This is a genomic window from Mycobacterium sp. (assembly GCF_049280035.1).
Lineage (GTDB): Bacteria > Actinomycetota > Actinomycetes > Mycobacteriales > Mycobacteriaceae > Mycobacterium.
In genome coordinates this window covers 1-4,184 of the sequence record NZ_JBAPPI010000865.1, presented here as the reverse complement: position 1 = coordinate 4,184, position 4,184 = coordinate 1, and the positions used below count along the sequence as shown (strand labels likewise).

Annotated in this window: 5 protein-coding genes; 3 read left to right on the top strand and 2 right to left on the bottom strand. The window is 68.7% G+C overall.

The window, feature by feature from the left end; genetic code table 11:
- Window positions 1-886: 5'-3' exonuclease (locus WAN71_RS27625; RefSeq protein ID WP_422228375.1), on the bottom strand; the 886-nt coding region annotated here is incomplete at its 3' end.
- A gap of 189 nt (window positions 887-1,075) precedes the next feature.
- Here WAN71_RS27625 and WAN71_RS27620 point away from each other — a divergent pair.
- On the top strand, window positions 1,076-2,200 hold the full coding sequence (locus WAN71_RS27620; protein ID WP_422228374.1) for a M24 family metallopeptidase: 1,125 nt from the start codon (window positions 1,076-1,078) through the stop codon (window positions 2,198-2,200).
- A gap of 53 nt (window positions 2,201-2,253) precedes the next feature.
- Complete coding sequence (locus WAN71_RS27615) at window positions 2,254-2,919, top strand: GNAT family N-acetyltransferase (RefSeq protein WP_422228373.1); 666 nt, start codon at window positions 2,254-2,256, stop codon at window positions 2,917-2,919.
- Window positions 2,920-2,923: 4 nt separating this feature from the next.
- Here WAN71_RS27615 and WAN71_RS27610 read toward each other — a convergent pair whose 3' ends face one another.
- Window positions 2,924-3,337, bottom strand: a complete 414-nt coding sequence (locus WAN71_RS27610) for a F420-dependent biliverdin reductase (protein ID WP_422228372.1) — start codon at window positions 3,335-3,337, stop codon at window positions 2,924-2,926.
- A 35-nt stretch (window positions 3,338-3,372) separates the two neighbouring features.
- Here WAN71_RS27610 and WAN71_RS27605 point away from each other — a divergent pair, with 35 nt between their 5' ends.
- Window positions 3,373-4,122: an SDR family NAD(P)-dependent oxidoreductase gene (locus tag WAN71_RS27605; protein ID WP_422228371.1), complete on the top strand. Its 750-nt coding sequence runs from the start codon at window positions 3,373-3,375 to the stop codon at window positions 4,120-4,122.
- Window positions 4,123-4,184 lie beyond the last annotated feature (62 nt).

Genomic DNA, 4,184 nt, shown 5'->3' with positions numbered 1-4,184 from the left:
GCTTCGCGGTCCGCGTCGGGTCGGCCGCCACCAGCGGCACCGCGTCGGTAGGCGTCGACAGCGTGACGGGCGCATCGGTGGCCACCCGCACCACTGGGCCGGCGGCTTCGATGTAGTCGGCGGCGTTGCGCAGCTTGGTCCGCACACCCTTGGACAGCGACGATTTGGGGTCGTCGACGGCGGCCAAGATACCCGCCAGCGAGCCGTGCTGGGCCAGCAGCGTCGCGGCGGTTTTTTCGCCGATGCCGGGCACGCCGGGAAGCCCGTCGGAGGGGTCACCGCGCAGCAGCGCCAGCTCGGCATAGCCGGTGCCGGCCCGGTCGGCGGGCACACCGTAGCGCTCGGCCACCTCGCTGGGACCCATCAGCGTGGCGTTGGTCAGGCCTCGTCCGAGATAGAGCACCCGAACGGACACCGGATCGTCACCGACCACCTGTAACAGGTCGCGGTCGCCGCTGACGACGATCACCGGGTCGCGCCGCTCCTGAGCGGCCAACGTGCCGATCACATCGTCGGCTTCGAAACCCGCGGCACCGCCGGTGCAGATGCCGAACGCGTCGAGGATCTCCTCGATCATCTCGACCTGCGGAGACAACTCGTCGGGCACCTCCTCGACATCGGGTTTGCCGTCGGGTTGTTCTTCCTCGACCCGATGCGCCTTGTACGACGGGATGCGGTCGACCCGGAATTGCGGACGCCAGTCCAAGTCCAGGCACAGCACCAAGCGGCCGGGTCGCTGCCGGGTGACCAGCATGGCCACCGAGTCCAAGAAGCCGCGGACCGCGTTCACCGGCCGGCCGTCGGGGGAGGTGATCGAGGAAGGGACGCCGTAGTAGGAGCGAAACCACATGCTGGCGCCGTCGAGCAGCAGCACCGGTGCGGACATGCCCGCCATCCTGCCAGTCGCATCCCGGCTAGGTCCGATTGCCGCGTTCGCCCCCTCGCCGCTGCGGGGCTGGGGGTGCCCCCACCTCATCGCGCCGCGCTCTGCATCGTCGCGCGGCTAGGTCCGATTGCCGCGCTCCTCCTCATCGCGCTGCGCGCTCTGCATCGTCGCGCGGCTAGCCTGACTGCCATGGGTTCTCACCGATTCGACGCAGACGTCTATGGCCGCCGGATTGCGGCGGCGACGGCCGCTACCGCAGAGGCGGACCTGGCTGGGCTGGTGGTTACCCCGGGCTATGACTTGCGGTATCTGCTCGGCTCGCGCGCGCAGACCTTTGAGCGGCTCACTGCGTTGGTGTTGCCGGTCGCCGGTGACCCGACCGTGGTGGTACCGCGACTGGAGCTGGCTTCGCTGAAACAGTCCGCTGCCGCGGATCTGGGCTTGGCGGTGCGAGATTGGGTCGACGGCGATGATCCCTACCAACTGGTCGCGGAGGCGATCGGCCGCGCACCCGCGGCGACCGCCGTCACCGACTCGATGCCCGCGCTGCATTTGTTGCCGCTGGCCGAAGTCCTCGGTGTCGTCCCGGTGTTGGCCACCGGCGTGCTGCGGGGACTGCGGATGGTCAAGGACGCTTCCGAGATCGACGCGCTGCGCAAGGCCGGCGCCGCGATCGACCGCGTGCATTCCCGGGTGCCGGATTTCCTGGTCCCCGGTCGAACGGAGGCCGACGTTGCCGCGGATATCGCCGAAGCCATTGTCGCCGAAGGGCATTCGGAGGTGGCGTTCGTCATCGTCGGCTCCGGTCCGCATGGTGCGGACCCACACCACGAGTACTCGGATCGGGAGCTCCGCGTCGGTGACGTCGTCGTCGTCGACATCGGCGGCGCATACCAGCCCGGATACCACTCCGACTCCACCCGTACCTACAGCATTGGAGAGCCCAGTGCCGAAGTGGCGCAGCAGTATTCAGTGCTGCAGCGGGCGCAACGCGCCGCCGTCGACGCGGTGCGTCCCGGGGTGACCGCCGAACAGGTGGATGCCGCTGCCCGCAGCGTGCTGGCCGACGCCGGGCTCGCCGACTATTTCGTGCACCGCACCGGGCACGGCATCGGGTTGTCGGTGCATGAAGAGCCGTACATCGTCGCGGGCAATGACTTACCGCTGCAGGCGGGCATGGCGTTTTCCGTCGAGCCCGGCATCTATTTCCCCGGCCGGTGGGGGGCGCGTATCGAAGACATTGTGGTGGTGGCCGAGGACGGCGCCCTGCCCGTCAACCACCGTCCGCACGAGCTGATCGTCGTCCCGGTCTAAGCGTGGCCGCGGGTGCCACGCGCCGACCCGCGGCCAAGTATTACGCTCGTGCGATGACCGACCACGACCGCGCCGCCGCCCGCCGAGAGATCACCGATGCCCTGCTCACAGCGCTGGAGCGTCGACATGAAGTGCTGGATCTGATCGTGGAGGCCGATGACCGGCCATCGGCGGTCGACGGCATCGTCGCGCTGCTGGGCACCTCGCGGCTGGGCGCCGAGGCGGTGATCGGCATGTCGTTCGATCAATTGACCAAAGTCTCGCGCAAGAAGATCGCCGCCGAGCTTGAAGACCTGAACAACATCTTGAGTTTCACCTTCAAGGACCGGCCGGCCAGCTCCGGCGACACCTTGCTGCTCCGCCCGTTCTCCGGCGCGGCCGACCGCGATATCTTCGCCGCACGCACCGAGGACATCGGCGCCAAGGGCGACGGGTCCGGCGGTCCGGCGGGTGGTCTCGACGACGAGATCCGCGCGGCGCGGGAGCGATTCGACGCCGAAGAGGCAGCCTGGTTTGTCGCGGTCGACGGCGACGAGAAGGTCGGCATGGTCTTCGGCGAGCTCGAGGGCCAGGAGGTTCACGTCCGGATCTGGATCCATCCTGACTACCGGCATCGCGGCTACGGCACCGCCGCGCTAGCCAAATCCCGACCGGAGCTGGCCGCCTATTTCCCGGCGGTGCCGCTGGTGATTCGGGCGCCCGGCGCCACCCTGGTCTAGCGAGCTAGTCGGTTTTGCGGGCCAGCAGATCCGAGGACCCTAGTACCCGCTCCACCTGCACCTCGATGACCACTCGTCGGGGGTTGGCTCTCGGTGTGCGGTAACGCTGTGCGTAGCGCAATTCGGCATCGCGTACGGCGTCGACTTCCCTGTTTACGCTGGCCCGGCCCTCAAGCGATAGCCAGCGGGCGCCGTCGACCTGACTGAGCACCGCGACCCCGCCACGTTCGGCGTTCACTGCCTTCTGCGAGCCGCCGGTGGTGATCACCCGCGCGATGTGTGTCTTCGGGTCGAAGGTGAAACCCACCGCCACCACGTGCGGCGAATTGTCGGTGCGCAGCGTGGTCAACATGGCCAGGTGGCGCTCTGTGAGAAATGCCAGTGCGTCGTTGGTCAGCCGGGCGGAGGAGTTCGCCATCACCGCTCACGCTAGCGCAGGTGATAATCGCAGCCGTGGATGACACGGGCGCACATACGGTGCTGATTCTCGGCGGCCGCAGTGAAATCGGTACCGAGCTCGCGGTGCTACTCGCTCCCGGCGCGTCCGTCGTGCTGGCGGCGCGAAACGCCGACCGGCTCGGCGAACAGACCGCGGCGATACTGGCCGCCGGCGCGGTCGCGGTGTCCACTCGCGAATTCGACGCTGACGACGTCGCATCGCACGGCCCGTTGATTGCGTCGATCATCGCCGAACACGGTCCGATCGACACCGCGGTTTTGGCCTTCGGAATCCTCGGTGACCAAGGCCGGGCCGAGGTCGACGCCGCGCACGCGGTGGCCGTGGTGCACACCGACTACGTCGCGCAGGTCAGCCTGCTCACCCATCTGGCCGCCGCGATGCGGCAGGCCGACCGGGGAACGCTGGTGGTGTTCTCCTCGATCGCCGGCGCGCGGGTGCGTCGGGCCAACTATGTGTACGGCTCAGCGAAAGCGGGCCTGGACGGGTTCGCCAGCGGGCTGGCCGACGCGTTGCATGGCACCGGCGTGCGGCTGCTGATCGTGCGGCCCGGTTTCGTCATCGGCCGGATGACGGAGGGCATGACGCCGGCACCGCTGTCCAGCACGCCGTCGCAGGTGGCCGCGGCGACGGCGCGTGCGCTGGACAAGGGCCGCCGGACGGTGTGGATTCCTTGGGCGTTGGGGCCCGCGTCGACAGTGATGCGGCTCCTGCCGCAGTTCGTCTGGCGCCGGATGCCGCGATGAGCCCTGGCTAGACTGGCCCGGTGACTCCGAATTTCGCAGATGTGGCCAAGGCGCAGTATGTC

Bases quoted from the DNA above. Each gene is read 5' to 3' on its own strand.
- WAN71_RS27620 (WP_422228374.1), top strand. From the start codon at position 1,076: ATGGGTTCTCACCGATTCGACGCAGACGTCTATGGCCGCCGGATTGCG.
- WAN71_RS27615 (WP_422228373.1), top strand. From the start codon at position 2,254: ATGACCGACCACGACCGCGCCGCCGCCCGCCGAGAGATCACCGATGCC.
- WAN71_RS27610 (WP_422228372.1), bottom strand. From the start codon at position 3,337: ATGGCGAACTCCTCCGCCCGGCTGACCAACGACGCACTGGCATTTCTC.